Annotated in this window: 34 protein-coding genes and 1 pseudogene; 19 read left to right on the forward strand and 16 right to left on the reverse strand. The window is 39.8% G+C overall.

Features of this window, described 5'->3' with window-relative positions; translation table 11 throughout:
• Together KV40_RS24960 and KV40_RS37125 are read left to right on the forward strand one after the other, a co-directional pair.
• On the forward strand, window positions 1–411 hold a 411-nt coding region (locus KV40_RS24960; RefSeq protein WP_036487067.1), incomplete at its 5' end, for a hypothetical protein.
• 500 nt (window positions 412–911) lie between these two features.
• Window positions 912–3,377 carry an FG-GAP repeat protein gene (locus KV40_RS37125; protein ID WP_052055941.1) on the forward strand — a complete coding sequence of 822 codons (2,466 nt, stop codon included), beginning with the start codon at window positions 912–914 and terminating at the stop codon, window positions 3,375–3,377.
• Window positions 3,378–3,454: 77 nt separating this feature from the next.
• Here the strand turns inward: KV40_RS37125 and KV40_RS24970 are convergent, their stop codons facing one another.
• Window positions 3,455–3,688 (reverse strand): hypothetical protein, encoded by a 234-nt coding sequence (locus KV40_RS24970; RefSeq protein ID WP_156114170.1) that lies wholly within the window; start codon window positions 3,686–3,688, stop codon window positions 3,455–3,457.
• Window positions 3,689–3,913: 225 nt separating this feature from the next.
• Here KV40_RS24970 and KV40_RS24975 point away from each other — a divergent pair, with 225 nt between their 5' ends.
• Entirely contained in the window at window positions 3,914–4,777 is an 864-nt protein-coding gene (locus tag KV40_RS24975; protein WP_036487072.1) for a DUF6671 family protein, read from the forward strand.
• Between the two features lie 51 nt (window positions 4,778–4,828).
• Here the strand turns inward: KV40_RS24975 and KV40_RS24980 are convergent, their stop codons facing one another.
• From KV40_RS24980 to KV40_RS35250, 6 genes are all read right to left on the reverse strand, one after another.
• A complete protein-coding gene (locus KV40_RS24980; protein WP_036487074.1) occupies window positions 4,829–7,027 on the reverse strand; it encodes an ATP-dependent RecD-like DNA helicase in 2,199 nt (732 codons plus the stop codon).
• Window positions 7,028–7,131: 104 nt separating this feature from the next.
• Window positions 7,132–7,476 carry a DOPA 4,5-dioxygenase family protein gene (locus tag KV40_RS24985; RefSeq protein WP_036487086.1) on the reverse strand — a complete coding sequence of 115 codons (345 nt, stop codon included), beginning with the start codon at window positions 7,474–7,476 and terminating at the stop codon, window positions 7,132–7,134.
• Window positions 7,477–7,496: 20 nt separating this feature from the next.
• Window positions 7,497–7,769, reverse strand: coding sequence for a hypothetical protein (locus tag KV40_RS24990; protein WP_036487089.1), 273 nt, complete (start codon window positions 7,767–7,769; stop codon window positions 7,497–7,499).
• Window positions 7,770–7,832: 63 nt separating this feature from the next.
• On the reverse strand, window positions 7,833–8,201 hold the full coding sequence (locus KV40_RS24995) for a hypothetical protein (protein ID WP_036487091.1): 369 nt from the start codon (window positions 8,199–8,201) through the stop codon (window positions 7,833–7,835).
• Entirely contained in the window at window positions 8,198–8,845 is a 648-nt protein-coding gene (locus KV40_RS25000; RefSeq protein ID WP_036487093.1) for an AAA family ATPase, read from the reverse strand. Before KV40_RS25000 ends, KV40_RS24995 begins: the two co-directional genes overlap by 4 nt.
• 240 nt (window positions 8,846–9,085) lie before the next feature.
• Entirely contained in the window at window positions 9,086–9,250 is a 165-nt protein-coding gene (locus KV40_RS35250; protein ID WP_156114171.1) for a hypothetical protein, read from the reverse strand.
• A 68-nt stretch (window positions 9,251–9,318) separates the two neighbouring features.
• Between KV40_RS35250 and KV40_RS32600 the strand changes: the two genes are divergently transcribed.
• On the forward strand, window positions 9,319–9,873 hold the full coding sequence (locus KV40_RS32600; RefSeq protein ID WP_052055942.1) for a hypothetical protein: 555 nt from the start codon (window positions 9,319–9,321) through the stop codon (window positions 9,871–9,873).
• Window positions 9,874–9,899: 26 nt separating this feature from the next.
• A pseudogene (locus tag KV40_RS25010) lies at window positions 9,900–10,676 on the forward strand (hypothetical protein); the annotation flags it as partial.
• A 50-nt stretch (window positions 10,677–10,726) separates the two neighbouring features.
• On the opposite strand, the gene KV40_RS35255 reads toward KV40_RS25010, so the two are convergent.
• Together KV40_RS35255 and KV40_RS35260 are read right to left on the reverse strand one after the other, a co-directional pair.
• A complete protein-coding gene (locus tag KV40_RS35255; RefSeq protein ID WP_156114173.1) occupies window positions 10,727–11,437 on the reverse strand; it encodes a hypothetical protein in 711 nt (236 codons plus the stop codon).
• Between the two features lie 18 nt (window positions 11,438–11,455).
• Window positions 11,456–12,172, reverse strand: a complete 717-nt coding sequence (locus KV40_RS35260; RefSeq protein WP_156114174.1) for a hypothetical protein — start codon at window positions 12,170–12,172, stop codon at window positions 11,456–11,458.
• Window positions 12,173–12,224: 52 nt separating this feature from the next.
• Between KV40_RS35260 and KV40_RS25020 the strand changes: the two genes are divergently transcribed.
• From KV40_RS25020 to KV40_RS33710, 6 genes are all read left to right on the forward strand, one after another.
• Entirely contained in the window at window positions 12,225–13,322 is a 1,098-nt protein-coding gene (locus KV40_RS25020; RefSeq protein WP_253274380.1) for a metal-dependent hydrolase, read from the forward strand.
• Window positions 13,323–13,426: 104 nt separating this feature from the next.
• Entirely contained in the window at window positions 13,427–14,014 is a 588-nt protein-coding gene (locus tag KV40_RS25025; protein ID WP_052055943.1) for a hypothetical protein, read from the forward strand.
• 122 nt (window positions 14,015–14,136) lie between these two features.
• Complete coding sequence (locus KV40_RS34340) at window positions 14,137–15,090, forward strand: hypothetical protein (protein ID WP_052055944.1); 954 nt, start codon at window positions 14,137–14,139, stop codon at window positions 15,088–15,090.
• Window positions 14,987–15,652 (forward strand): TolC family protein, encoded by a 666-nt coding sequence (locus KV40_RS35265; RefSeq protein WP_156114175.1) that lies wholly within the window; start codon window positions 14,987–14,989, stop codon window positions 15,650–15,652. Before KV40_RS34340 ends, KV40_RS35265 begins: the two co-directional genes overlap by 104 nt.
• Window positions 15,653–15,785: 133 nt before the next feature.
• On the forward strand, window positions 15,786–16,085 hold the full coding sequence (locus KV40_RS25035) for a hypothetical protein (RefSeq protein ID WP_036487100.1): 300 nt from the start codon (window positions 15,786–15,788) through the stop codon (window positions 16,083–16,085).
• 56 nt (window positions 16,086–16,141) lie between these two features.
• The gene (locus KV40_RS33710; RefSeq protein WP_072013899.1) at window positions 16,142–16,945 is read left to right on the forward strand and encodes a GIY-YIG nuclease family protein; all 804 of its coding nucleotides are present in this window, start codon (window positions 16,142–16,144) and stop codon (window positions 16,943–16,945) included.
• On the opposite strand, the gene KV40_RS25045 is transcribed toward KV40_RS33710, so the two are convergent.
• The 3 genes from KV40_RS25045 to KV40_RS25055 all read right to left on the reverse strand — a co-directional run bounded on the left by KV40_RS25045 (window position 16,927) and on the right by KV40_RS25055 (window position 18,434).
• On the reverse strand, window positions 16,927–17,196 hold the full coding sequence (locus KV40_RS25045; protein ID WP_036487103.1) for a hypothetical protein: 270 nt from the start codon (window positions 17,194–17,196) through the stop codon (window positions 16,927–16,929). The two genes, KV40_RS33710 and KV40_RS25045, sit on opposite strands and share 19 nt — an antisense overlap.
• A gap of 5 nt (window positions 17,197–17,201) precedes the next feature.
• Entirely contained in the window at window positions 17,202–18,056 is an 855-nt protein-coding gene (locus KV40_RS25050; RefSeq protein ID WP_036487105.1) for a tyrosine-type recombinase/integrase, read from the reverse strand.
• Window positions 18,057–18,149: 93 nt separating this feature from the next.
• Entirely contained in the window at window positions 18,150–18,434 is a 285-nt protein-coding gene (locus KV40_RS25055; protein WP_036487107.1) for a hemolysin XhlA family protein, read from the reverse strand.
• A 173-nt stretch (window positions 18,435–18,607) separates the two neighbouring features.
• Between KV40_RS25055 and KV40_RS25060 the strand changes: the two genes are divergently transcribed.
• From KV40_RS25060 to KV40_RS25070, 3 genes are all read left to right on the forward strand, one after another.
• The gene (locus KV40_RS25060; RefSeq protein WP_036487109.1) at window positions 18,608–19,135 is read left to right on the forward strand and encodes a hypothetical protein; all 528 of its coding nucleotides are present in this window, start codon (window positions 18,608–18,610) and stop codon (window positions 19,133–19,135) included.
• Window positions 19,136–19,188: 53 nt separating this feature from the next.
• Window positions 19,189–19,743: a thermonuclease family protein gene (locus tag KV40_RS25065; protein ID WP_036487111.1), complete on the forward strand. Its 555-nt coding sequence runs from the start codon at window positions 19,189–19,191 to the stop codon at window positions 19,741–19,743.
• A gap of 65 nt (window positions 19,744–19,808) precedes the next feature.
• Window positions 19,809–20,135 carry a nucleoside triphosphate pyrophosphohydrolase family protein gene (locus KV40_RS25070; RefSeq protein WP_036487113.1) on the forward strand — a complete coding sequence of 109 codons (327 nt, stop codon included), beginning with the start codon at window positions 19,809–19,811 and terminating at the stop codon, window positions 20,133–20,135.
• A gap of 34 nt (window positions 20,136–20,169) precedes the next feature.
• On the opposite strand, the gene KV40_RS25075 is transcribed toward KV40_RS25070, so the two are convergent.
• The 3 genes from KV40_RS25075 to KV40_RS33715 are packed head-to-tail and all read right to left on the reverse strand — an operon-like array spanning window position 20,170 to window position 21,562.
• Window positions 20,170–20,472 carry a hypothetical protein gene (locus tag KV40_RS25075; RefSeq protein ID WP_036487116.1) on the reverse strand — a complete coding sequence of 101 codons (303 nt, stop codon included), beginning with the start codon at window positions 20,470–20,472 and terminating at the stop codon, window positions 20,170–20,172.
• A 56-nt stretch (window positions 20,473–20,528) separates the two neighbouring features.
• The gene (locus tag KV40_RS37445) at window positions 20,529–21,245 is read right to left on the reverse strand and encodes a GIY-YIG nuclease family protein (RefSeq protein WP_036487119.1); all 717 of its coding nucleotides are present in this window, start codon (window positions 21,243–21,245) and stop codon (window positions 20,529–20,531) included.
• A gap of 20 nt (window positions 21,246–21,265) precedes the next feature.
• A complete protein-coding gene (locus KV40_RS33715; protein ID WP_072013900.1) occupies window positions 21,266–21,562 on the reverse strand; it encodes an HNH endonuclease signature motif containing protein in 297 nt (98 codons plus the stop codon).
• Window positions 21,563–22,160: 598 nt separating this feature from the next.
• Between KV40_RS33715 and KV40_RS25085 the strand changes: the two genes are divergently transcribed.
• From KV40_RS25085 to KV40_RS25105, 5 genes are all read left to right on the forward strand, one after another.
• On the forward strand, window positions 22,161–23,015 hold the full coding sequence (locus tag KV40_RS25085; RefSeq protein ID WP_036487122.1) for a DNA adenine methylase: 855 nt from the start codon (window positions 22,161–22,163) through the stop codon (window positions 23,013–23,015).
• Between the two features lie 48 nt (window positions 23,016–23,063).
• Entirely contained in the window at window positions 23,064–23,567 is a 504-nt protein-coding gene (locus tag KV40_RS25090; protein WP_036487125.1) for a PD-(D/E)XK nuclease superfamily protein, read from the forward strand.
• A 24-nt stretch (window positions 23,568–23,591) separates the two neighbouring features.
• Window positions 23,592–24,017, forward strand: coding sequence for a hypothetical protein (locus KV40_RS25095; protein WP_036487126.1), 426 nt, complete (start codon window positions 23,592–23,594; stop codon window positions 24,015–24,017).
• A 91-nt stretch (window positions 24,018–24,108) separates the two neighbouring features.
• Complete coding sequence (locus KV40_RS25100; RefSeq protein ID WP_036487127.1) at window positions 24,109–24,402, forward strand: hypothetical protein; 294 nt, start codon at window positions 24,109–24,111, stop codon at window positions 24,400–24,402.
• Window positions 24,403–24,448: 46 nt separating this feature from the next.
• Window positions 24,449–25,105 (forward strand): hypothetical protein, encoded by a 657-nt coding sequence (locus KV40_RS25105; RefSeq protein ID WP_036487128.1) that lies wholly within the window; start codon window positions 24,449–24,451, stop codon window positions 25,103–25,105.
• Here the strand turns inward: KV40_RS25105 and KV40_RS37450 are convergent.
• Window positions 25,102–25,203 carry a YvbH-like oligomerization domain-containing protein gene (locus KV40_RS37450; protein ID WP_371260832.1) on the reverse strand — a complete coding sequence of 34 codons (102 nt, stop codon included), beginning with the start codon at window positions 25,201–25,203 and terminating at the stop codon, window positions 25,102–25,104. The genes KV40_RS25105 and KV40_RS37450 overlap by 4 nt on opposite strands.
• Between the last annotated feature and the right edge of the window lie 6 nt (window positions 25,204–25,209).

A 25,209-nucleotide genomic window follows, 5' to 3' on the forward strand; every position in this document is an offset into this window, starting at 1 on the left:
GATGAAAGCGAAGTAACCAATTCTACTTCTCCTAACGACGATGTAGATTCTAATGGCAAGGTAATCTCTGAGATTAACCAAGTCGAACCAAAACGAGACAAAACTTCATCAACTAAATCAAAAGCAGTTAAAAGTACACAGCGTAAAAAGCTCTACAATTTACCACCGTCGAGTAAGTTGAAAGTAACTTTGCTGAAGACGGTAAAAGGTTTTTTAGCAGAGCATAAACTTGATGTGTTTACATCCCAGGACATTATCGACTATCTCTATACCAAAAAACAGCAATCAAGCTGGTCGAAAAATCAAGTAACTAAAATACGTCAAGCGATTGGCAATGTGTTGGGAAGGGATAGTTATTTGGGAACGGAATGGGAAAGAGTAAAGCTTGGTACGTATCGAGCTTTAAGTTGACCGAAACAAACGCGATTGCCAAGGTTTAAGCGGCAAAACTAATTATCTGTAAACGAATCATCAAGAGAAGATGAATTTTGTCTTTGAGCGAGGAAAATCACTTTTCAGATAGAAAGCACAAGTATAAAATTAGATCGATAAAAACTATTATTATAAATGCCGCTAGCTGCTCATATAAAAAGCTGGCATATATTAAATTCGCACCCAGGCTATAACTTAGTCTGGGTGTTATGGTTTGTAGAAAGTTTGTGTTACTAAAGACTAAGTGGTTGTCTGAGGCGATTGGGAAGAGTTGAGAATGATAAGCCAAAAAGCAGGGCTGAATATTATTAGTTTTAGACTTATGTGTCGCTTACGCTACACCTGCTTGATATGTCTTAACAAATCTAATTAGATCTATTAATAAATAACCGCTTTTTTTGGTATATATAAAAGCAGTTTACTTGTAGATTCAGTGTAGTAACTGTCAATTTCCAAATGAAGGCAATCGGGAGGAATTTATGAAGGGAGCATCTTTCAATCTTTCAGATCTAGATGGCAGCAACGGTTTTGTAATCAACGGCAATGAGGATAGCGACTTGTCGGGTAGCTCGGTTAGCAGTGCAGGAGATATTAACGGCGATGGTTTTGATGACATTATTATTGGCGCACCAATAGCATATAATGCCGCCCCTAATAGCTTCCCTGCTGGAAAAAGCTATGTAATCTTTGGCAGAGAAAATGGGTTTAATTCTAAATTGAATTTGTCGGCACTAGACGGCAGTAATGGATTTGTAATTAACGGAAGCAATTCTTTTCGTGGCATACTTGGTCAAACAATTGCTTCACGCAGCTTATTTGGTAGCTCTGTTAGCGGTGCAGGAGATGTCAACGACGATGGTATTGATGACATCATTATTGGCGCACCCAATGCTAATTATGGCGGAGAAAGTTATGTAATCTTTGGCAGCACCAATGATTTTGAGTCGAGTTTAGACATATCAGCACTCGACGGTAGCAACGGCTTTGTAATTAATAATGATGTTACCGAGGAATATTTAGGTACTTCTGTAAGTAATGCGGGGGATGTTAACGGCGACGGTCTTGACGACATCATTATTGGAGCCCCTGATGGCGATCCTTCAGGGATAAGCTATTACGGTCGTGGAGTGAGCTACGTAGTGTTCGGCAGCACTAGCAAATTTGGTTCTAGTTTTGACTTATCGACATTAGATGGCAGTAATGGCTTTGCAATTAACGGCATTGGTGACTTTCAAGATTCTGGATTTTCTGTAAGCGAAGCAGGAGATATCAACGGTGATGGCATTGATGACATAATTATTGGAGATCCTAGAGCCAAAAACTACAATGTTGGAGAAAGCTATGTAGTTTTTGGCAGCACCAATGATTTTGAGTCGAGTTTAGATTTATCAGCATTAGACGGCAGTAACGGCTTTAAAATTAACGGCATTGATGGTAATGATTATTCTGGTCACTCTGTAAGCGGTGCGGGAGATATTAATGGTGATAGTATTGACGATATTATTATTGGCGCGTTTCGAGCTGCTGACGATGCAGGAGAAAGCTATGTCGTGTTTGGCAGCACAAAAGGTTTTGAGTCGAGTTTAGATTTATCGGCATTAGACGGCAGTAATGGCTTTAAAATTGACGGCATCGATGCTAATAGGTTTTCAGATAGTTCTTTTAATGCTGGTGATTTTTTAGGTAGCTCTGTCAGCGACGCAAAAGATATTAACGGCGATGGTATTGAGGATATTATTATTGGCGCACCCTTTGCCGACCCCAATAATAGTAGTGATGCGGGAGAAAGCTATGTCGTGTTTGGCAGCACAAAAGGTTTTGAGTCAAGTTTAGATTTATCAGCATTAGACGGCAGTAACGGCTTGAAAATTAACGGCATCGATGCTGGCGACTCTTCAGGTGGTTCTGTAAGTAACGCGGGAGATGTTAATGGCGATGGTATTGAGGATATTATTATCGGCGCACTTTTCGCCGACCCCAATAATAGTAGTGATGCGGGAGAAAGCTATGTCGTGTTTGGGTTTCCGACTGAGAACGCTGACGAAATTTTTAATAATGGTACTCTTGGCGGTACTTTTAGCAACGATACAATTAACGGTTTAGTTGGTGATGACAACCTTATTGGTGACGGTGGTCGAGATACTTTTATCATCAACTTAGGCGATGGCACCGACACCATAACCGATTTTGGTGGTGTCGGTAGAGGAACAAATCCACCGCAGAGAGTTATCGACGAAATAGATACCATTCAGTTTTCTGGTAAAGGGCTAACTGTTAAAAATTTATTGCTTACACAAAACAAAACTAATCTGGAACTAACCTTTGACGGTGTAGAAAATACGACACTTATCCTCTCAGACTTCAACCTCGAACAGTTAGATAACCTACCTTCTGGTCTTGGTAACATTCTCTTTAACGGGCAAAAGGAAATCAGAGATAGTTTCGATGTCGTCAATGCTGCTCAAAATCCTAGCAGAGTATTCCGTCCGAATACGGTGACTTTCCTCAATGAGCTAGACAATATAACTAGTGGTTTAAAAAATTCTGATGATGTAATTAATGGTCAGGGAGGAAACGATATTCTGCTCGGTCGCTCTGGAGATGATGTACTACGAGGTGGCAATGGAAATGATAGTTTGCTAGATGGTGATGCGGGTAATGACCTACTAGACGGTGGTGAAGGTAATGACGGTCTGTTTGGCGGTACTGGAAAAGACAGATTCGTGCTGAGAGAGGGAGAAGGAGTAGATACTATTTTTGATTTTCAAGATGGTATAGACTCATTAGTGCTAGCTGATGGTTTAGAATTCGAGCATATTGAAATTGGTACTAACGAAGGAAATACTACAATTAGCGTAGCCGATACTGAGGAAATGCTAGCATCTCTAGTGGAAGTACGCGCTACTGAAATTACTCTTGATGATTTTACAACGATGAGCTCTTGAAGGTTTTGAAAAATAAAGGCAATAGAAAATCCAGATAGTAGTAATCCCTAAAAGTAAGCTTGCAATTGAGAGAAATCTCAACAACCAGTAATGCACTTCCCAAAGCGGTCAAACTCCATTGTTCGTCCGCTCAAGGGAACATATACTGGTATCTCGGTTGCTTGAATAAATTCGTCTGTCTTCGTACCAGGAATCACTTTTCCTCCTTCTGTAGCTGCTTCTTTGGACCAGTAGTAAAAGTATATATCTCGGTTGAACCCCTTAATCACCGTTATAAAAACTGCCAATATACCAATAGTTGTGATCTGCAAAATTTGTATATAGAATAATRACTATGGCARATAATATTGTATAGACTAAAGCCTATAACAAAAATACAGTTAATCATTTAACACTTAATACTAAAATACTACAAATCTTTTATTTAGTATCGCTAAAAAGTTTTTGCTCCATAAATATCGAGCGATCGTACTGCAATGCGATCGCTTTTTTTTGGGGTATGGCAACGATTAAAGACACATACGATAACATAGACAATGAGCCAACATTCTTGGTTGATTAATCGCACTGCCGTCTTGGCAACCAAGCATCAAAAAGAACAAGTAATTGCTCCACTTTTTGCACGAGAATTTGGAGTTAAAGTAATAGTACCAGCTAATTTTAATAGCGATCGCTTTGGGACATTTACTAGGGATATTCCCAGAGCAGGTAATCAATTAGAAGCAGCACGACATAAAGCAGAAGCAGTTTTAAAACTGACAGGAGAGACTCTAGCTATAGCTAGTGAAGGGGCATTTTATCCCCATCCCAGCTTTCCTTTTATCGGCTGCGATCGGGAATTAATTTTATTATTAGATCGTGCTAATAATCTAGAAATAGTAGGAGAAGAACTATCAATCAAAAGTAATTATAATCATCGATATATAAAAAGTAGCGCAGAAGCCTTGGTATTTGCTCAAGAAGTGGGCTTTCCCGAGCATGGTTTAGTAGTCATGTCTGACCCCTATACCCAGAAGCAAGAAGAAATTTTTAAARGAATAAATCAAACAGAAACTTTAATTCAAATAGTCAATTATCTTCTACAAAAAAAATCCCAAGATACAGTTTACCTGGAAACTGATATGCGAGCAATGTTCAATCCCACTCGTATGCAGGTAATTGCCCAAGCTACCTTGAATTTGATTCAAAAAATTGGTCAATTATGCCCTCAATGTTCTTGCCCAGGATTCGCTCTCATCGAACGAAAACAAGGTTTGATATGTTGTTGGTGTCATACTCCCACTAACTTAACCTTAGCTGAAGTATATCAATGTCAAAAATGCCAATTTCAAGAAACTAAAATGTATCCCCAAGGCAAAAAATTTGCCGAGCCTGGTAATTGTTCATACTGCAACCCTTAGTATTTAATGAATTACATTATTGTTAGTTTAAACAAACACTTAGTTTTGGAGTCAATATTGTAATCTCTCTTTCAATTTTGTATACCTCTGCTGCTGCTTGACCTGCTTCACTGCTATGGCGATCGCCTTCTCCGAACCAATAATCAACGCTAGCTTTTTAGCTCTAGTTAAACCAGTGTAAAACAGGTTACGGGAGAGCATAACGTAGTGTTGAGTATACAGAGGCAGAATAACTAAGGGATATTCGCTTCCTTGAGATTTATGAATACTGGTTGCCCAAGCTAGAGTAATTTCATTCAAGTCGGCATAGTCATAGGTTGCGTCTCTGCCATCAAAATCGATGGTGACTTCCTTCTCGGTTTTATCAATTGCCCTGACTATGCCCAAGTCACCGTTAAACACCTCTTTGTTGTAGTCGTTTTTCAGTTGCATGACGCGATCGCCTGTCCGTAGAATACTATCGCCTCTAACTAATTCTTCTTTATATTCGGCAGCAGGATTGATTAGTTGTTGCAATACACCGTTAAGATTGCGAGTACCAACTACGCCTCTAGTCATCGGACAAAGCACCTGAACATCGGTGGCAGCATTAAAACCAGCTTTGGGTATGTAATGTTCGATCAGGTCACAAATAGTCTGTACGCCATGTTCTGCTTCTGTGCCTCCCGAATGCCAGAGACAGTCTGAGGTGGCTTTCATGCTGACTGGTTCTAATTTGGGAATCCGACCATTATTGATTTGGTGAGCGGTACGAACGATCGCACTCTCGGCAGCCTGTCTGAATACCTGAGTTAGACGCACGACGGGTATTTGTTGGGAGGTGATTAAATCTCTGAGGACATTTCCTGGTCCTACTGAGGGTAGTTGGTCAATATCTCCGACCATAAGTAGTAGAGCATCTTTGGGCAAGGCTTTTAGTATGGAATGAGCCATAAACAGATCGACCATGCTGCATTCATCGACTACTAGGGCATCACAGTCTAAGGGATTATCGGCATCGCGTTTGAAACCCATCTTGGAAGGGTCGAACTCAAGCAAACGATGTAGGGTTTTAGCTTCAATTCCCGTGACCTCTGTTAGTCTTTTAGCTGCCCTACCAGTGGGCGCACCTGCCATAAGCTTCTTGCCCATCGCTTTCCAAAGCTTGACAATGGTATTGACTGAAAAGGTTTTACCAGTGCCTGGTCCTCCAGTCAGAATCAGCACTCTTTCTCTCGCTGCCGTTTCTACTGCTTGGTACTGTTGGGAGGATAAAACGATTTTTTTAGCTGTGGTAAATCGGTCAATCCAGTTTCTAACGCGATCGCTATCAACTTTAGGTTTGGTTTCTAGCTTCTGCTTTAACAATTTGGCTAGATGCTGCTCGGAATGATAAAAACTAGGTTTGTAGTAAAGGATTTCTTCATCCAGTTCCTTAATAAGTTGTTCTGTGACCATCTCTGAGAGAATGCCAGCGATCGCTGTTTCATCTGCCTGATGTTCGTTTGTGGTCAGTAACTCCTTGGTGAAGGGAATAAGCTCACTTTCTGGTAGATAACAGTGTCCGTCTTCACTAGCTTTACTCAGAACATGGAGAACTCCTGCCCGATAGCGGAACTTAGAGTAAGGGGATACTCCTACTTTGACCGCAATCTTGTCGGCTGTTAAAAACCCAATGCCGAAGATATCGATCGCTAACTGATAAGGATTAGTAGTTACTGTAGCGATCGCACTATCGCCATACTGCTTATAGATTTTGACGGCATAGGTAGTAGAGACACCATGACTGGAGAGAAACACCATCACATCTTTAATCGATTTCTGCTCCTCCCAGGTACTCTGAATCATGGCGATGCGTTTCTTAGCGATACCTGGAACTTCCGACAGGCGGTGAATTTTGTTCTCGATGATGTCTAAAGTTTCCAGACCAAAATGTTTGACTATCCTCTTGGCGGTGACTTTTCCGACCCCTTTTATCAAACCGCTACCTAAATACTTCTCAATTCCCGTTAATGTAGCTGGTTTGGTTTCCTTGTAATAAACTACTTCAAACTGCGAACCATAGTTCGGGTGTTCCTTCCATGTTCCCTGTAGCTGTAGTGTCTGTCCTGCCTGAAGGTTGGCAAAGCTGCCGACAATAGTAATTAGCTTGTTTACATTGCCAGTGTTCAACCGCGCTACGGTATAACCAGATTCTTCCGAGTGAAAGGTAATTCTCTCAATTACTCCAGTCAATAATGATAGAGGTGTGGTAGCGGCAAGTGATGACATGGAACAATAGTTCTATTTGACCCTGAAGTTAGTTTATCAAGATTTATGGCGATCGCCTCTAGTAGTGGCAAAGCCCAATCGCACTTGTCAGAATTTGTCGTTTACTATTTAAACACATCCAGCTTTAAAGCCTGTGGTTCTCCCATCCAAGACGCATAAGCRGTGTGGTCTAGAAGATCGTTACCAGATAGAGGATGAATTAAAATTGTCAGACCGTTTCTATTTAATGCCAGCCAAGTTAGTAAATCGGTATGTTGGTTGCGGTCGAAGGCTAACTGACAACTCCAGCAGGGATGAGGACCAATAGGTCTATGGTGCATCCGACCAACCGTTACCCCAAATCTCTTACCAGCTTCCTCACATAAAGCTTTGGCTGGCTCGACGGTCGATTCATCGAAATAGACGTGGGCGTGATACTTTTCAATCGAACTGATGTCTTGAAATTCCATTTTTAATTCTCCAATATTGGTTAAAGCGGATCGCCTAAAAACTCGATGCGATCGCTCATCTCTTCAATTGCAGCTTGCCAACGCTCAAGTTTTGTTGAACTAGGAATTTCATAACCTTCACATTCCCGCATTTCCTCGTCAGCTTCTAGGTATCTTTGCTCAAAATTATCCAGTTTTCCTCTGATTAGTTCTAGTTTTTCTGTAAGTTCCAAGATACTATCTGATAGCTCTACAACAGGATACAGTTCTTCTGGATATTCCAGCTCGTCTTCTAAATCAAATTCATTTATCATGTCTTTGTTAGTCTCTTAAATATTTACTGCATTACTTACTGCATTATTTACTGTGTTGTTTAATTACTCATTAATATCTTCAAGAGCATCATCAAGTAGCATTCTGACGATATCGGCTTTACTTCTACCAGTCTTGGCAGCCAAAATAGACAGCTTGCGGTGTACTGACTCTCTCAAATCGATAGTAAAACGTTTAGTTCCTTCTTTAGCTTCAACCTGTAGTTTTTGCATTAGACTAGATTCCTTCTTCGGTTTCTCTGTAACTGGCTGTTCTTCAATTGGTGCTGTAGGAGTTGCTTCAGACTCAATAACGGTTGCTTCCTCTGGTTCGATATCGGGTGTCGGTGCTGCTCCCGTTTGGGGTTTATCTCCACCATAGACAAACTCGTTGGCTAGAGAATCATCGAGTGACTTTCTTGGTTTTTTGGTCATGGTAGTTGTTTCAGCATTTCAGTAAATAATTTTTCGTATTCGGAAGCCGATTCACTGGCAGGTCGTCCAGGTAACTCCCAAACTGTTGCCGACTGTCCTGAAGTGTCAGCGATCGCCTGTTTTTGATGAATTACCGTATCGAGTAAAGTTGCCCCTGGATTCTTAGCCAGTAGCGCGATCGCTTCATCTTTTAATTTCGTTCCTTTGACTGCCCGACTGAGAAACATCACGGCTTTGGGCAGTCCTCCTCTAACTGACTGAGCCTGTTTGACGAGTCTCATAGCATCGGAAGCCGAACGCAAATCAACTCCTGTAGGCTGTACGGGAATAAAGGCTAAGTCCGACCTAAATAGAATCGCTCTGGTAGCTTCGGATAAACTAGCGGGACCATCGACAACTACATAGTCATAATCTGCTGCTAGTTCTGGTATCTGCTCCAGTAAGTCATCGGGAGTACCAATCACCTTGACTGGAATTGTTACTTCTTCCATTCCTTCGACCCATAGCGAACTCGACCGTTGACTGTCGGCATCAATTAACAATGTCTTTTGTTTCTTTTTAGCAATTAGCCAGTAAGCTAAATGGACAGAGGTAGTGGACTTGGACACTCCGCCTTTTTGATTGACTAGCGATATGACTCCCATAAACAGTATTTACGTAACTACTGCATAACTTACTGCATTATTGCATTACTTATTTATATCATTGCTTAAATCATTATTTAAAAGATGACGGCATTGTTTATTTGAGTAAGTAAATATGGCAGTAAATGCTTAAATTCGTAAGTAAACAAATGAGTAAAGCAATGCTTGTTGAAATACTGAAGATTGACTGAGAAATGTTTTGACGGAATCAATGTTAAAGGCTGTTAAATAAAGGGTTTCCTACCGTTCTGTGTTTAATTGACGCTGTCGGTCTCTAAAAATTCTGCTGCTATTTTCGTCCGAGGAAAGCGATCGCATTGCCGACAGTTTGTAGAACCAGAGAAATAATCGAGGTGTTTTGGGGCTATTCTGGGTTTCGGTAGCGAAAACTGTGACGTGAATCATAAAAATTTATTTGTCTCATACATATTATGTACATAGTAAAAAAAGTTTTTTGAAATAAATTCGATACTATGACACAGAATTCTGCACCTACTAACATCATCCGTCCCGACGAGCTAATGGAAGAACTAGGTATTAAAAAAGATGCCTACTACAAAGACTTAAACTATCTAGACATCACTCCAGAGAAAGATTCTGAGGGAAAAGCGTATCTCTTTGAAGAACAAGCAGACGAAATTAGAGCCTTAAGAAATCACGTTAATGAGACAGGAAAGCGTAACGGTTTTGATAATAGCTCACTAGTAAAGGTTGATGATAGTAACAAATTAATTTCTAATAATAATGAAATAGAAGAAGATATCTACATTAATCGGGAAGAACCAACAGACAAAATTAATTCGGACATTTTCAGAGAAGCAGAAGAATTAGCCGCTCGTGGTATGGCAATGAATGACCTGGTTAAAATTCAGCTTGCCAGTCAGATGAACTTTGATGACTTATCCCCCGACCTACAAGAGAAGATAAACATCGCCCGTGAGGTGGCTAACCCAAAGTTTCGTCCAGCAGACATCGCGACTCAGCTTCTAGCCCAACACCGCACTCAAAAAGTACAGACGCAAGGGTAAGCTACAGAAATGACGATACCTTCAACAAGGTATGTAAGGCGATCGCTGCTGGTAATTCGATAATCATCCTCGGTGAAACGGGAACGGGTAAAGGTGACTTTGCCCTAGCTCTGCATGAGGAGATGAGTAATGAATATCAATCAGCGATCGCCACCTATAAAGGTAGTCTCAAGAAGTTCTTTATCGCGATCGCCATGCAGTTAGATTGCCCCACTGAAGATGAAAACGATAAAGCCATGACCGTCGATGCTCTCAAAGAAGAGATTTTAGTTAACAGTGGTGAAGATACTTTACTTGTATTCCCCGAAGCTAAACGGTTAACTACCAGTATTCGTTATTGGCTTGAGGACATGATTAGTGCAGGAGTAAGGGTCGTTTGTTTTGCCGTCGCCAATCCTGGCAAAGACATCTTCCTCGATATGTTAGAGATTGAGTTGGAACTACCGAGCGATCGCCATATTAGAGAGGTGATGACAGCAGAAGCCCAGAAACAGGGTCTACAAATTAGTAAATCTCGGTTGGCAGAACTCCAACCTTTAGCTGGTAGGAATCCGATGCTGGCGAGGAAGATTATTAAGAATGAGGCTCTCGGACTCAAACAAGATAAACCCGAACACACTCAGTATGTGGTGATTATGCCCATAATTATTGCTGCTCTAATGGCTTTTGGTATCGTGCGGTTTGTGGGTATGGGAACTGGTAATAAGGGATTGTATATTACTGGTGGTGTTTGTTTGGTGACGGGAATGGCGTTAAAACAGTTGGGAAGTGTACGTGGAGCAAGAAAGAGGTTAGGGCAGTGAAGGTTCGAGTTCAATAAATAAATACTTTTGATACTTTAATTAACTATTAGTTAAACAAACTGTATTGCATTTTTATATTTTGAATCAGTACTTATTTTTGTTAAAAGTTTCCTTGGAAAACTAATAATTATGTCTAATGATTTGTTAATGTGTATATCCGTAGTTTTATTTTTGAGGATTTTTGCCAAATTTCGCATACGTCTGTCTGCTTTCTCTCTCTCTAAATCCGACACAAATTCATGATCTTCAAATAATTTTAAATATTCTTTTATTTTTTCAATAGTAAACTTGTTAATAAAACTCTCGTAGTAAGGTAAAGCATTTTCATCAATACCTTCTTTATAACCTTTTCCATTTCCTGCATAACAAATAGAAATTATTTTTACAAATAGCTTTCTTGCTGATTTTGGTATGCCGCTATTGGGAATTGAACTCGCGATCGATTTGGCATGAGAATATTCATTGTAAAAATTATTGTACTCAAAATGCACAGTTCTTAAATCTTGTAACTTCTCAATAAGCTCTGATGCAAGACTATCTTCATCTTTATATTGAAGTCCATTAACTAACTCTAATATTTTTTGGGCAGCATTTTTTCTATAAGTGTCACCATGATTTCTATAGGCTCCAAACTTAGCACCGATTCGATATTTAACATCCTCTGATGAACACTCCCATACATAAATAATTAAATTTTCTATATTATTCCTGACCTTTTGTTCCTGTTTAGAGTCACAATATACCCCAAAGATAGAAAGCAAAAAATCATTGATTCTTTCTTACGGGTGTTTTGAAAAAGTTTGACCAATTATATTAAAATCCTCGCTTGGTATTTCATTTACTCGAATATTTTCTAGTAGTTGCTTTAATTTGATGGCAGAGTGATCGGGTTTAGTAGTGATAGCATATTTGAGACAATTTTCTAACAATCCAAGCATCTCTATTCCAGAAATATCATTTTGATTTGGATGGGCTGCGCTTGCATGATTTCTAAGATAATTTACGTATTCTAGCCTCGTAAAGTTAATATCGTTAATCAAGCCAATTCTTCGACATATTTCTAGTAAGTCATGATGAGAAATTGCTTCTAAATCTTCTTTTGATGTAAGATTTTTGTATTTTGAAGATATAGTACTGGCTACATTATAAAAATACTGTAAATCAAAATTTGCTACCAATCTATTTAAAGCATTTATTGTTTCATCCCATAAAAAATTTAAGGCACCATCAAATAAACCAACAGTTATTGCTACAGTAAATTTGGATAAATATTCTGCTTTTTGCCTGTCTTCTATAGGAAGAATTTCTAAAGTGCTTTTCAAGGAATAAATAACTTTTCGTCTTTCTTCAATGGGAGAAAGAATGTTTTCGGTTGGAAGATCTATATGTGCTAAGAGGTTAGCAAGAGGTTGGCTAAATGCAGCAATAGAAGTTTCGATTTGGAATGGTTGACTTATAGATGGTATAAGTACAATTTCTGAGGGGGTTTCAGTCATTGTCTATGATTTATAAATTAGTAGTGCTTGAATATCCAAATATTTATAACCTGTGTGTCAAATAACTGCCGATCGCTTTACCAAAAGCCAAACTGGTATAAATAAACTTTACTCTTTACAGCCTATGATGTCGATTACCCATGCAGCGATCGCAGCAGCAGGAACTTCATTAATCTTAGGAACTGCCGAACCTTTACCTTTGGGACTAGCCATTATCGGTTCGCAGCTTCCAGACATCGACACCACTACATCAACCATTGGTAAAATCTTCTTTCCGATTAGCTCTTGGATCGAAGACAGGTTTCCCCATAGAAGTATTACTCATTCACTGTTAGCCACCGCAGCGATCGCTCTTATTAGTTTACTGGGGGGTCACTTTTTGCTAGAACAAACCTTTGCACTTATCGCTCTACCATTGGGTCATCTCATCGCCTGTTTCTCCGATACCTTTACTAAACAGGGAGTGCAGCTTTTTTACCCAGAACCCGCTTGGGCAATTAGCGTTAGTAATCCGCGACGGAGACTAAAGACTGGTGGTGCTGGCGAATTATGGGTATTAGGTATCGCGATCGCCCTCCTAAGTTTGGGAATCTATCTCGCTAACGGTGGGGGGATAACTCAGAAAGTCTCTCAGAATCTTGGTTTGAGAGATGGCATCGTCAGGGTATATAACGAGAATGCCAGCACCAACAAAGTCTATGCTGAGATTAAAGGCTTCTGGTCGAGCGATCGCACCAACGCCGATGGTAAATATTTAATACTCGGTACGGAAGGCAGTGAGTTTGTAGTTACTGACGGTAAGGGAGTCTATAAAACAGGCGAACAAATAATTACTAGCAAAGTTACTACTGATGTCGGGGAAGCTGCTAGAACTGAGATTAAGAATATTACTTTCAACGATGAAGATGCTGTAGAACCATTGCTAGAACTACAGCAAGCTTATCCTGGTGCTGAGATATACCTGAATGGAGAATTGGCGATCGATTTTCCCGAAGATGTCAAGATACCCATTGAGCCTGACCAGATGGCTACAACCTCCTTGACTGGTAGCACGATTGAGTTTGATTATTGTTCGTTGGAACGGGCGATCGCGCTTTTGAAAGAGCAGTATGCAGTGGGGACGGTGGAAGTAAGAATTGTCTCGCCATAGAAAATTATCAATTCATTATCTGCCTTGAAGATCACAGTCACATTTATGTAATGAGAATAAGTTTGAAGTATTAGTTTTACCCTTAAAAAAGAGTACAAATAAATATGTTTTTAAACTTGTTCGACCAAGCGATTAAAAATCCATTCAATAAAAAAGCAAGAGCAGAGCATGATGCCAAGCCTAAATCTACATTTTTTGATGATAAGCCTAATAAGCTTTTTGACTTTTTTAACAGGGATGGAAAAATAACTTTTCGTCAAGCTGAAAGATTGGGGGAAGCTTTAGGAGAGGCAATGGAAAAATCTGACTACCCAAGCCTATTAAAAGAAGATCTTATTAATTTTGTGGGGAAATTAGGTACTGATGCTCGTTTGTTTCCTGATATGGATACAGTTGATATTTGGTATACCGACTACTACGATCTTATACAGTGTGCTGAGAAGCTAGGTCTAGGAGATCCTCGTCTTCCACATTGGCCCGAAGAACCTAATGTTCATTACAAATATCTAGAACTATCTAAAAATGAGCTAGTTAGTATGTTTCTCAGCGTTATGGATGCCATTCTCGATCGAGAAGAAACAAATAATTTTTCTTCACTATCTATTGATTGGGACAACGAAATTAAAAAATTTACCAATAAGCCAACTGAAATTAAACAAGACAATAACAGTTTGCCACATTTGAGTTTATAGATATTAAGCGACCGCCCGTCCCAAACTCAGAACGCACTAAACATAAACTAACCTTGCTTAAAAACCTTAGCTGCCTGGGAACAATAGAACTATAAAAGTTCCGCAGTTGAGGTTTTTGTTTAATGAAGAGGGTTAGCAAGTTAGTTGTCTATGGGCTGATAACAGCAGCGATCGCATTCACCATAATCTCTACTAACATTTATCCCCTACCAAGTTGGGCAACAGCAATCGCTCAAGTTACCCAGACAGAAACTACTTCACCCAAACGCTTAAACATCACCGTCAATGTCACCGAGCCAGACGACCTCAAAGTTAGTGAAGGGGAACAGATAGCCAAAGGTGAAATTATTGCCGATCGCGAACGAGAAAGAACCAGACTGACTGCTCAACAGAAACAGCTTCAGTTATCCCTCGACCGACTCAAAGCAGCTTCTATCACTCCACCAGCAGCACCTCAAGCAGTACCAACAGTAATGGCTTTACCGCCAGTAAGTTATCTAGAGCATGAGGCAGCAGTAGAAAAAACCAAGTCAGCGATCGCGTCAATTGAATCGGAACTAGAACTCAAACAGCAGGAAATTAATTACCTTTCGGGAGTCAAAAACCTCGACCCGATTATCCTCGAACACGAACAAGCCAAACTCAAACAGCTAAAACAAGAACACACCGCAGCAGTCAGAGACTATCAGCTAGCGATGGGTAAGATGCAGACGGCAAAAGACAGCAGAAAATACCAAGAATACCAAGCTTCAATTAATTCAGCCCGTCGCGTCGAAGAAATGAACCAAGCAAGGCTCAACTATCAAAGGCAATTAGCAGAATACGAGCAAAGACTGACAGATAGAGAATTTCAGGTTACACAGCTACAGGAGAAACTAAATGAGATTGAGAATGCGATCGCTACCCTTTCAGTTGTCAAATCTCCCTATGCTGGTACTGTACGCCGTGTTAATTGGCTCGGTCAATCCCCCGATGGCAGCCTCACAGCCGAAGTCACCCTTATGGTCGAATCCGATAGAGAAGCCGAAAGAAAACGCCGTCGAGAACAAAGAAATTCTCTGTCTCAACAGCAATGAGCAATGCGTAGAGCAACTTACCGAACGAGCGATCGCTAACTCGAATAAACTCCAGCAGACGAGCGATCGAATTACCGCAATCGAGCGACGGCTGGCAGTTACAGAAGATCGCATCGACTACACCTCTAAAAAGAAGTGGACTAACTATATCACTACCAATCCTGTAGACATCATTCAAAATCTCTTTGGTGGTGGTGGTATGCAGCGAGATAATCTAGCGATCGCCAATCTGGAAATCAGAACCGCAGATTTATTAGCAGCTAAAGCCGAACTAGAGAGACAGCAGGAAGCGGAGAAGTTAAAGCTAGAAGATGAAGTGCTGAACCTGCTCTTAGACTATGAAGCTGCCAACCGCAAACATGAACTACTGACATCTCAACTAGAAACTCTAGAACAGCAGCGAGAAGTAACGAGGATTGCCTATCGGATGGGTAGGGGTAGTACCTCTCAGATATTGGGTATGAAGAATCGGCGCGATCGCACTGTCGAGCAATTGACCGAGGTTGAGATCGAGCAAGAAGAGTCAGTACGTGAGTTATTACATCTAGTTGAAGAAAACTAAGTTGAGGTGACGAGCGAATATTAGAGGTGGCAAGTAGGGCGATCGTATTCTTTGTTTATAGTTAGATTGCGAAACAGACAGACGCAGATGGGAATACTTTAAATGGCAATCTTCGATAAGAAAGTTAAAAAGTATGGGACAAGTAAAACGTTATTTAGAAGAAAATGAGATAAATGAACTTTTGGAACTGTTAGTAGATAATGGTCATCTTGAAGGTTCAGCTCTGGGAATAACTAAGCAGGTAATAGATCGAGGAGTAAATAGTCTGTCATCAAAACAAAAATATGTTTTTGAAAATAAAGTCTTGAAAAATTATGTAATAGAAAGTTGTTCTATTTGCGGAGGAGGAATATCTTGGTCTGAAATGTACCAAGCTATTGAAAATGAAGGAATTTGTGGTTATTGCGAACATAAATTGAGTAAAGATGGCTAACAATTAGCGATCGCCATCTTAAAAACTAAAGCAAGGAGTTTGCACCGTACTAATTGATGAATAGAAATGAGTGGAAAACTTGGAACAAAGTTTTGCTAAGAAATAAGGAGCTATTACCAGATTATTCGGGAATATATATAGTTGCTGATGAAACAGACTTTGTTTTATATGTAGGAAAGAGTAAAGATATTAAGTCTAGATGGATCGGTCATCATCGTCACAAACAACTTATTAGAAGGGATAACAAAAACAGACGATTTTATATTTACTTTAATTACTTTGTCGCAGAGAAACTTGACGAAAAAGAAAGGTATTATATTGAGCTTCTTGAGCCTTCTCTTAACAGCACTAAAATCACTAAATATATACCTAAAATTCCGACATCAGAGAGTGTATTGACAAAACTTTTACGCACAATTAATAAAAAAACGTCTTTATTTCCTAACGTTAGGTCTTTGATATTAGGGTATTGGTACGATCGCGAACCAGATGATAGTTATTGCCACGTAGCAATAGCAGTTGGACTCAACGATCTTGAAGGTTCGGTTGTTAATTCTGCCTGTGTTAAGACTAAAAATAAATATATTAGAGGTTCGCTTAAGAAGAATAGCAATTGGAGGTACTATCAAACCTACTGCGGATTATCGGAAAATGAACATCATCCTACAGCTATACTGACTTATTACTACCAAAAGTTTGTAATACATTTCGTTTGGATTGGCTGGGAAGTAGTTGATTGGGCTAATGCTAATCAGTCAGAGCTTTCTAAAATTAGCTTTTATGGGATAGAAACATATTGTCTCAATAGTCATGGCATACTAAAGACTCTAAAACTAGAGCGTTATAACGATGATATATAAGGATGATCTTCACCATACAATTTTTGATCGTTATCCAAAGCTTGATTAATGTAGGTTTGGAATTGAGGATATTCAGTATGATATGAACGCCAACCATATATACTACTGAATTCTAATAATCCAGTACCATATTTTAAATCTCCTTTGAGTAGATCGATATGCCAGGCTTCATTATCAATTTTGATTAACTTTAATCCTTTTCCCTCTAGGAATTTTTCAATTTTCTTTAAATCTTGTATCTTTTTTTTCATATCTACTAAAAATCAATAAACTGACTACTACCCGCATCAGGCGATATATGCAAATACCTCTCGGTAGTAGTTACGCTGGCATGACCCAAACTCTGCTGTAACAGTCTTAAATTACAACCAGCTTCTAAACTATGGCTGGCGTGAGAGTGCCGCAACCAGTGCGCGGATGCCCTCTCATCTATACCCGCACGTTTACAGGCTCTTTTTATCATTGTATGCACCACAACGCGATTCATTTTATTATGGTGGCGACTAATAAATACGTACTGGTTGACGCGATGGTATTTTTCAAACTCCTTAACTCTCGCCCACAGCCAATCAGGAATAATTATTACTCTAGTTTTAGAACCCTTCCCAAATACCGTTACTTTTCCTCCGCCACCATGCTTTTTAAAATCATTCCAAGTTAGCCCCACAACTTCTGACACCCTCAAGCCACAGCCGTACATGAGAAGTAATATTAAGCGATCGCGTTCGTTCTTGACCCCATACTTAATCAATCCCTGCACATCGGATACATCTAAAATCTTCTCCGCCAAATCGTCTTTAGCCTTCGGTGGCTTAATGAAGCTGCCTACATTCAAAGTTAAATAGCCCGTCTTGACCGCAAAACTAAATAGCGACTTAATTACTAAAACTTTGTTCGCTACAGTGGTAAGCTTAAATCGAGCCTTCAATCCGCGTTCCCATAGCTGTAAATCATCTAACTTCACCTCAGCCAACGGTTTATCAATAAACTCAATGAACTTTTCTACCGTCGAGCGATAACTTATCTGGGTCGTTTCCGATTTCCCACCCAACCAAATTAAAATCAACTCGCGATCGCTCGAAGCATTAGTAACTTTGTTCTTAATAGTCATTAATACAGAAGTATTGGAAAAAGTATAACAATATAGGGGGTTTTGTTATACAAGTAGGCTTTAAAAAAATAACCTACTCGTACTAGAGAAAAATTAAGGATTGAATGTGAGGACGGAGCGACCTACCGCCACAACAAAACCACCAACAGCAGTAATCAAAACTCCGATTAGAGTCCAGATTTGAGCCTTCTGTGAGCCTTTAATTTCTTTGATATCTTCTACTGTGCCATCGAGCTTAGTCTCTACCCTGACTAACCTTTTGTCGATATCTTCTACTTTGTTGTTAGTTTCCTCAACTTTGTTGAGAATTGCCTTTTGTCCCTCTTTCAATTCCCGTAGAATTTCCTTGAGGTCGGTTTCGATTTGGATGTTGCTCATTGTTATACTGAATTTAGGTTTTAACCATTGGGGAGGCTTTCAGATTGGTCGTCGGGAAGCTTCCCTTTTTAGTTTAATTTTATTGTCTCACTTCTTCGTCTTTGCCTGTTTGTTGGTTTGGTTTCATCTAATGATACTATCGAGCTTATCCGATGTATCCGATACTATCCGATATGACTAGCCGACAAACGGATAAAGTTACGAGAGTTGATATTCGCATTCCCAACGAACTTTACGACCGTATTAGTGCGATCGCAACTCATCATTTTCATGCCAAGACTCATCATCGCATTCATGCCAAGACTCATCATCGCAGTGGCAAACCTGAAGTAACACCCACCATCCTCAAATTAATCGAGCTTGGTATCGGACAGTTAGAATCATCTTTATCCGATGTTGAGGAAACGGACACAGAGTTAAAAGAGCAGGTTAGAGATTTAGATACAAGACTCAAAGAAGTAGAGGCTAAGTTATCGGGTGTTAATACCGTTGCTGTTAAAGCTGAACCAGAGCTAGAACCAGAACCAGAACCACCAGCAGATGAAAGAGAAGGGTTGAGCGATGACGAATTGAGCAGTCTGATAAATCTCAGCAGCATCTTCATCTATCGTTATCGTCGTGATGGTCATGCTATACCAAATGTAGTAGAGAGATTAAAAGATTGGAAATTCAAAGGCAATCGCTGGATTAGAAAGGAATGATTAATGTCTTAATTGGGGAACAGTAAGATCGTTGCCTTCTGTAGCTCTCGATAATGAAGTTTAAAACATTTGCCAATGCGATCGCTCTCTTTATCGGTTTGGGACTTGCCGCTTATTCACAGTTAGATAAAACATCAGAACCTACAACCGTAGAAGATGGGCAAAAGTTCGAGGAATGGCAACTCAAGCCAGGAAGTATCTATGATGGCGATACTTTGAGAGTTGTTCGGGGAAACGAAGAATTAAAGATTAGATTTTGTGGCATCGATGCGCCTGAGAAAAAGCAAAAATTAGGCATTGAATCTCGTGACCACTTGCGATCGCTCGTAGAACGGAGTAATGGCAAACTGCTACTCGTACCCATAGAACAGGACAGATACGGCAGGACTGTTGCAGAGGTTTACGCCCACGATAGACGCAGTTCGGCAATTAATCTCAACCTTCAGATGGTCAGAGATGGCTATGCTTGGCACTACGAAAAGTATTCGGCTAATTGTCCGACGGGAAATGATTACGCGATCGCCGAACGGTTAGCTAGAGAAGAAAAGTTAGGTGTTTGGAATGGCAACCATCAAGCACCTTGGGAGTGGCGGAAGGCTAATAAATAGGAGCAACTTTTAAGAGATTGTTTTTTTGGTGCAAGATCTAACAAGTTGTACGACAGGTCAAAAACATGGATTTTAAAGATTATCAGCAAAAGGCATTGCTCACTTCCAGTAAGCCAAACTCAAAAGATAAAGCGATCGCTATCTGGTGTATGGGTCTAGCTGGTGAGACTGGAGAGGCGATCGACTACCTGAAAAAGCATTTAGCGCATGGTCACGAACTAGATCGCGACAAAATTGCTTTGGAACTAGGGGACGTTCTCTGGTATCTTGCAGTATTGGCTCACGAACTCGATTTAGACCTCGAAACGATTGCGAGTATGAATCTGGAGAAACTAAAAGCCAGGTATCCTCAAGGTTTTTCGAGTGAGAATAGCCGTTACCGCACGAACTGAAACCGAACTCAACAAGGCGATTGCGCTCTACTCTTCAAAGCTTATTCCGCCAACGTAAACTATTCTGATTTAATTGCCGAACATAGCTATCGGGTTTGTCGATTATATCTTCGGCAATCTCTATAGCTTTTTCTAACTGTTCTGATGATAGTTGTTTGTAAGCCGCACCCTGTTTGCGGTCTATTACCTCATACCAACAGCAATTGAATAAATTATCGAGAATAATTCTGGCAAAACAGTGATTCAAACTTACGGGAAATTCACGCTGCTTGGCTTGTGCTGGAAGTTCTTCATTTACCAACCTGAGATATTTGGTGCGAAGCTGTTCGATATCCAATGTTTAATGCTCGATGTATTAATGAGAAATATAACAAAGATGTAGGCGATCGCTCTTTACTCAAAGTCCAATAGTTCTGGTTCGGCTTTGAACCATTCACCTGACAACCTGAGATGGTTAAACTTATAATGCAAACTATTTTCTAATTCTTTAGCAGCTTTTCCTTCTTTAACTKTGATTGTYYTRATTACTTTCAGTTCATAGGGATGGGCAGTTTGCAAGGATTTAAGTCTCTTTTCTACATTYTTGGCACGTCCTATYTTKAYYGCYSTRCTCTCKTSRCTGTRRATGAAATAAACATATTCYGATTTYTGACTYARATTRTCTCCCRCAAGCGAAATRGTTTTTCCWCCWGGRGTAATAATTTCTGWRCCTTCACTCGCCCAAGTTYTCACCCAAGCACARACAGCCTKTACRGTTARAGTTTTTTGRACTATSARTTTAACTGTTTCTCTKGRWTCGACTACAGTAAAYTTTTTGCCTCCTGCTTTGCCTCGATTGCAATTAATGGCTACTTTCAGAGAACCGTCTTGATTTTTAGATACCCAAAAACCGCGAGTTTCGCTGACGTAAAAGTAATCATCAGATTTTAGAGATTCGTACTCAGCATCTTCCTGGCTAACTTTAATGTAGATTCTGGAATATGTATGTTCTCCTATCAAGGGAATATCGAGACGTTTAGCTACTTCTATATTTGATATATCGATCCAACCTCGTCCCTTCAGTGGTTGACCTGGAACTTTATCGACGTAAAAAGTTATTCTCGTTCTCACCGTTCATAAATATTCTTAACCTACCACAAAGATAGCTGCCCTTCACTAACCGAACTATATCTACTCCGATGCAAACTTAGATGACAAGCCGCGCAGACAGACTGTAGGTTCTCTATTCGATTATCTCTAGTGTCATGGTTGCGATGGTGTACCTGTAAGATATCTGCCGTCCATTCAGAGCGAGTTAGATTATCTGGTCTTTCACCTGGCTTGTAGCATTTTTTACCGCAACATTCACAACACCAGTCTCGGCTTACTTTCACTGTCAGAGCTAGTTCTTTCCAGTTGTCGGGGTAAAGTCTCGAATCTATCGGCATGACATTGGGCGATTGCGAGGATCGGGATTTATTGTATCGTAGATGAGCGATCGCCAATAGTTAAATAAAAGTAATTTTTACTAGATATAGATGTACTTCCGAGATTACTTATAAATTAATGGCAAATCCTAGATGTAGAATATGAACGCTTTAAGCGGTCGTTTTATGAAGCTTTAACCCAAGTATGGAAATTTGTCCTCCTTCATTATTCATAAGCTACTTGAACAAAATGCTTCTCTAACTCTTATATATAAAATTAAAAACTCTTTAGGTTCAGCTTCTCTCTTTTGAAGATTTTCATATTCTTTTAGGAAACTCTTGATAACCTCTCGTACTTCTTTCTGCCCATCGGTTAACATGAACTACTCTCAGTTACAAATAAATTCTTTGATTTCATTACGCTCAAAGCGATCTTCTTAAGTATGAGACGATGATCGCCAGCTTATCTCACTATTGAATTTTTTTAAAGTAACTAAGTATATTAAATGTTGGCGATCGCTTCTCAACCCAAAAACCAGGGTGTTACAATTGTTCGGTTGATGCTGCTCTCAATTAGCAAAGTAAACTATCTATAATCCTCGGCAGTCATTATTAAGGAATGCGATCGCATCAGTTGAAAATCAGAGAAATAGATAAATATACTCAAGCAAAACCTTTTGTTAAATGGGTTGGAGGTAAAACTCAACTGCTGCCAGAATTGACCTCGCGATTACCAGACAATTTCGAGCGATACTTTGAAGCGTTCATTGGCGGTGGAGCATTATTCTTTCATCTGCAACCAGAGCAGTCTACGTTAATTGACATCAACGAGGAGCTAACTAACGTTTATCGGGTAATTAAGTATAAAACTGATGAATTAATTACCGATCTCAAACAACACATTTACGAGAAAGACTACTACTACCAGATTCGAGATGTCGATCGCACTGAAGAATACAAGTTTTGGTCAGATGTTCGACGAGCCAGCAGACTAATTTATCTTAATAAGACCTGTTTTAACGGACTGTATCGCGTCAACTCCAAAGGTGAATTTAACACTCCTATGGGAAGTTATAAAAATCCTAAAATTGTTGACGCGACTAACTTAAGAGCCTGTAGCCAAGCACTTCAAAAAGCAGAGATAATTACTGGCTCGTTTCTCAAAGTTGAAAAGCTAGTTACCGATAGAGATTTTGTCTACTTCGATCCTCCCTATGCACCATTGAACGCTACGTCGAATTTTACGGGATACAGTCAGAAAGGGTTTGATGGGGAGATGCAGCTAAGTCTGCGCGACCTCTGCGATCGCCTCAATGACAAAGGAGTACGATTTATGGTTTCTAATTCTAATGCTCCGTTAATTCTCGACCTCTACAAAGATTACAAAGTTGAGTTTGTCTATGCGACCAGAGCGATTAATTCTAAAGGAAACAAGCGAGGCAAAATTCCCGAAGTGATAGTTACTAATTATTAAAGGGAAAAATAGTAAAGCACGACCAAGAAGCTTTTTAGTTTAACAGTTATGACCGAACCATCTCCGACGCAGGGTGGCACAGCCAATCAACAGGGAAGAGTTCTCGAAAAAACCATTATTCCCACCTTTGAAGCGAGAGGCTTTGAAATAGTTAAATATAGTGATTGGAAGAAAAAGCCAGATAAGTATGGCTCTGAAATTCTTTTAAAGCACGTTCCCTATACGACTATCTACGGTCATCGAGGATATACCGAGTTTCTTGCTCAGTCCGAACGTTACAATCTCAATCATCGAATTGAATGTAAGTGGCAGCAAGCAAGTGGGTCAGTTGACGAGAAGTTTCCCTACCTATATCTCAACTGTATTGAAGCGATGCCCGAACTTAACATTATTATCATTGCAGTTGGTGGCGGGATGAAAAAAGGGACGATTCCTTGGTTAAAAAGAGTAGTACAAGAAAAACGTTATTTACCCGATGGAGCAGCTAACAAAAACATTCAGGTTCTTTCTCTTGAGGAGTTTATTCTTTGGGCTAATCAAACTCTTAGATAAAAATTGAGTAGCGATCGCCCTACTATGACCACCACAACCATCCTCTTTGAAACTATTGTTGCCGCGCAAGAAGCTTACGACACGTTGCAACCAATGATTGACGTAAGCCTAGACTGCAATGCAGTTACCTACAAAAAGACAGAGGAGGAGTTGGTTAAGTGGTTGGTACATGACAGCTATTGTCAGGCTGGAGCAAAGAAAAGAATTTACCCCTATCCCGTCAGCATCATCAGTAAGTCTGACAGAAATACAGTTTGTCAATACCAAGACTTACAGATAGAGCAGAAGTTTATTCCTCCTGCCGATTGGGAATTTGTTGCTAGAGATAGTCGAGGAAAGATAATTAATTCAACGTGGTGGGGTTATGAAGATGGTTCAATTGATATAGGATTTTATATCGAAAACTTTCTTATAAAGGCAATTAAAAAGCAATGCGAGGTGGTGCAGTAATGTAATAAGTCTCGTTCACAGGGAATGACAAGATTTATCTACCTCGCGTTAAAATTGACGAAGCTCCAGCATTTTTAAAAAAGAGGATCGTTTGGTTGCCAAAAAGAAGAAAAATAAAGAACTAAAGGGCAAGGAATTAGTCAAAGAAGTATGTAGGCGCATCAGGGTAGCGCGGAGTTATTGGGATGCCCATAATAATGCTGCTTGCCGAGGAGAAAGAGAAAAGGCATTGGTACTTTATGAGACTTTGACACCAGAACAAAAAGAGCAAATTCCACAACAGTTAAGAATTTGGTTGCGCTATCGTAGTGAGAAATATTTTGGTAAAGATAAGCCAAATGGGATGGCGACAAAACGCTTTTTACGCAAAAACAAAAGAAAGTAGAAGGGTGCAGAATTTGTTCTAAAGTAATGAAAAAGCTTTGCCAAATATGATTTTTCCTCCTGAAATCCAAGAGTTTTTAGAAAAGTACGATCGCCTTCTCATGGATGAACAAGGAATTATCAAACTTTTTCCTGCCGAGTTCTATCACAGCCTTAATAATGACGATTTAAGAGTATGGTGCATCTGTCGGGCTATCTATCAACTACCCACCATCGAACTAGTTATATGGTTCAAGGACAACTTTAATCTCAGGTTAGCCATAGAAATCGGTGCGGGTAATAACTATCTGTATCATCACTTGGGAATTGTAGGAGTAGATAACTACTCAGAGCAGATACCAGCAGTAAAGTTAGTCCATGAAATACTCAATCAACCTTCAACTAATCCACCACCAGAAGTAGAAAATCTTGACGCGATCGCAGCAATTGAGAAATACCAGCCAGAGACGGTAATAACCTCTTGGGCAACTTTAAAGACTGAAGATCCAGAAGATATCGATGCAGGTCATAAATATGCTCCAGATGAGGAGGAAATTTTAAATAAAGGCGTAACCTATGTTTTTATTGGTAATGAATATATTCATAGCGATCGCCAAATCATGAATAAACCCCACGAAACTTATTATTTTGATTGGTTAGTCTCCAGAGGTTATTATCCAGAGCAGAATCGTATTTATGTGTGGCGGGCTGACGGCAAGCTTTAAGGGTTGGGCTGAATAAACATTTCAAAAACAGAAGTAAAATCTTTGACGCTGTAAGTTTCATGAAAGTGTGTCAGCCATTCAAAGGTATATTCGTTGATGGCTTT

Source organism: Myxosarcina sp. GI1 (genome assembly GCF_000756305.1).
Taxonomy (GTDB): domain Bacteria; phylum Cyanobacteriota; class Cyanobacteriia; order Cyanobacteriales; family Xenococcaceae; genus Myxosarcina.